Raw genomic sequence first — 2292 nt, 5'->3', positions numbered from 1 at the left:
CACCCTCCCGGCACCTGCCAGGGCTTCCCGTTGCCACCCCTGGTCAGGGCCAACCCACCCCGCAACAGTCAACGCCAGCGCCCACCGGCGCCGGCATCGCCCGCTGTCAGGCGGCGGCAGGGTTATGCTTCAGGGCTGGCGACCTCCTTTTACAATTGATTTTACGCGCTTATTATCAGATACTTGCCGATTTGATAGCGGCGTGAGCGGGGGGACCTGTCGGGGCCCGACGTGAGTCCATTTTTCGTGACGATGACGGGAGTGACGGGATGGCCTTGACCAAAGCCGATTTGGCAGAACACCTGTTCGACGAACTCGGGCTCAACAAACGTGAGGCCAAAGATATCGTCGAGAGTTTTTTCGAGGAGACTCGGAAGTCCCTGGAGCGTGGCGATGAGGTCAAACTGTCCGGCTTCGGGAACTTTGAACTGCGCGAGAAGAAAGAGCGCCCGGGACGCAATCCGAAGACCGGAGAGGAGATCCCGATCTCTGCGCGCCGCGTCGTAACCTTCCATCCGGGCCAGAAGCTCAAAGCACGGGTGGAAGCCTATACGGCACCCGTGCCACCGAGCGCCACTGGTGCGGAGCCAAGCGAATAGCCCGCCGACGCCTGAAAACGCGTTATCCGGTCGGCGTGGGCCGCCGGTGCGCGCCGAGGTCGCTGCCGCGTCGGCGGCTTGCCTGGTTGGCCGCCGCTCCGGTGTGTCGTCTCACGCTACAATGATTCATTATCGTTCGACGCATTGCGCTGGTCGGGGATACTATGAACTGGTTAGACGCTGGCGAGGTGTCTTCAACGGATGCGGTCGCGATGACTACTTTTTTCCACCGCTCAATGATCGAGACGCATGTCCTGCGTCTGCTGTGTCGGGGCCACCGAGAACAGGTTCAGGGCGGGATGATCGGCTGGCAGTTCGACGACCCGCGGGATTTGCTCCGTCAGATTGACCTGCTACAGGGCTACATGAACGGGCTCTACGTCCAACTTGAACTGTCGGCGGCAACGGGGAAACGGGTTTCGCAAGAGGTGACACAGTTGATCAAGTGCTCGCTCCAGTGAGAAGCCCAGGCGTTCAGGCCGCGCTCGACCTGCTGCGCGCCGTCGGCCGCGGGCTCCGCCACCTGGCCGTCGGCCTGCTGGCGCTGCTGATCCTGTTCGAGGAATGGGGCTGGGAGCCGCTGCGTCGTGCGTTGACTTGGTTGGGTCGCATCCCGGTGATGCGCCGGATCGAGGCCGCGGTCGCGCGGCTGTCGCCGCCCGCCGCGCTGGCCGTGCTGCTGCTGCCAACCCTGGTGCTGGTGCCGGTCAAGCTGCTCGCGCTGTGGCTGATCGCCCAGGGCGCGGCGCTGACCGGACTGGCGGTGGTCGTGGTGGCCAAGCTGCTCGGCACCGCGGTGCTGGCGTGGCTGTTCGCGCTGACTCAGCCGGCGCTGATGCGGATGCCGTGGTTCGCGGCGGGGTACCGGCGCTGGTATGCCTGGAAGGAGGCGCTGCTCGCATGGGTGCGCGCATCCTGGGCCTGGCGGACCGGGCGGGCGGTCAAGCGGCGGCTGCGGCGCTGGCTGCGGTGGCAGCGCACCTGAAAGGGGCGCCCGGTGTTCAGCAGCACGCTCAGGCACCGCGATAGAGCTGTGACCCGTTGTCCTGGATGGCGCGGGCGATCATGTCGGCGACCTTCAGATCTCGCTCGATGCTGTGGCGGGAAGCCGCCTGGGACGGCCGCGTGGTGCGGGCCTGCGCGGCGGTACGCTGGTTCTGGCAGTGGAGTGGGTAGGTGTACATCGCTGACTCCTGACGCTGTGTGGCGTGACCAGGCAGCGGTTGATCGCGACCTTGGGCACAGCGTAAGGGAGGGCGGGTAGACAGAACCTGAGCGGGACCGTCAGCGAACGCTCAGATGGGGTCGGCGCTCCAGGCCGGGTTGACCAGGTGCGTGAGGGCCTCGCCCGGGGTGGGTACAGCGGGGCCCGCGGTGGGCTGCCGCTGCATCCGGCACGGCCAAAACCGCCGCGTCCGGTTCGGCCTCGTCAATACTTGATTGTTACGGTAGGAAATAACGATTTCAGCTTTGCGCTGGCGCAACCTATAGTTTGAACCGTAGGCAGGCGACAAGGCTTCGGCGTCCTGATCCTCCCGGATCGACCACCAACCCATTGTCCAGCTTGCTACACGAACCAGAGATACGGCCCAGCCATCTGACTTGAGGTTACTGCCATGAGTGACGCGACCCTGCGCTCCAAGACCAACACCGCCTTGTGGATGGCTGTCGCCATCTGCCTGGTTCCCCTCGT

At 64.9% G+C, this 2292-nt stretch carries 6 protein-coding genes; 4 read left to right on the top strand and 2 right to left on the bottom strand.

The features are described 5' to 3' along the window. From QZY48_RS19880 to QZY48_RS19865, 4 genes are all read left to right on the top strand, one after another. Window positions 1-206, top strand: a 206-nt coding sequence (locus QZY48_RS19880) for a hypothetical protein (RefSeq protein WP_295434433.1), incomplete at its 5' end; no start/stop codon positions are given. Between the two features lie 63 nt (window positions 207-269). Further along, a complete protein-coding gene (locus QZY48_RS19875; protein WP_100922771.1) occupies window positions 270-599 on the top strand; it encodes an integration host factor subunit alpha in 330 nt (109 codons plus the stop codon). Window positions 600-763: 164 nt separating this feature from the next. Beyond that, complete coding sequence (locus tag QZY48_RS19870) at window positions 764-1060, top strand: hypothetical protein (protein ID WP_295434431.1); 297 nt, start codon at window positions 764-766, stop codon at window positions 1058-1060. Next, window positions 1045-1584 carry a hypothetical protein gene (locus tag QZY48_RS19865; RefSeq protein WP_295434429.1) on the top strand — a complete coding sequence of 180 codons (540 nt, stop codon included), beginning with the start codon at window positions 1045-1047 and terminating at the stop codon, window positions 1582-1584. Before QZY48_RS19870 ends, QZY48_RS19865 begins: the two co-directional genes overlap by 16 nt. Before the next feature lie 28 nt (window positions 1585-1612). On the opposite strand, the gene QZY48_RS19860 is transcribed toward QZY48_RS19865, so the two are convergent. Continuing rightward, entirely contained in the window at window positions 1613-1783 is a 171-nt protein-coding gene (locus QZY48_RS19860; RefSeq protein WP_295434427.1) for a hypothetical protein, read from the bottom strand. Between the two features lie 111 nt (window positions 1784-1894). After that, window positions 1895-2292: hypothetical protein (locus QZY48_RS19855; RefSeq protein ID WP_295434425.1), on the bottom strand; the 398-nt coding region annotated here is incomplete at its 5' end.

Origin of the sequence: uncultured Thiodictyon sp., assembly GCF_903828115.1 — a bacterium.
Taxonomy (GTDB): domain Bacteria; phylum Pseudomonadota; class Gammaproteobacteria; order Chromatiales; family Chromatiaceae; genus Thiodictyon.
This window is presented reverse-complemented; position numbering and strand designations above follow the sequence as displayed.

Coding starts and splice junctions, on each gene's coding strand:
- QZY48_RS19860 (WP_295434427.1), bottom strand. CDS start 1,783: ATGTACACCTACCCACTCCACTGCCAGAACCAGCGTACCGCCGCGCAG.
- QZY48_RS19875 (WP_100922771.1), top strand. CDS start 270: ATGGCCTTGACCAAAGCCGATTTGGCAGAACACCTGTTCGACGAACTC.
- QZY48_RS19870 (WP_295434431.1), top strand. CDS start 764: ATGAACTGGTTAGACGCTGGCGAGGTGTCTTCAACGGATGCGGTCGCG.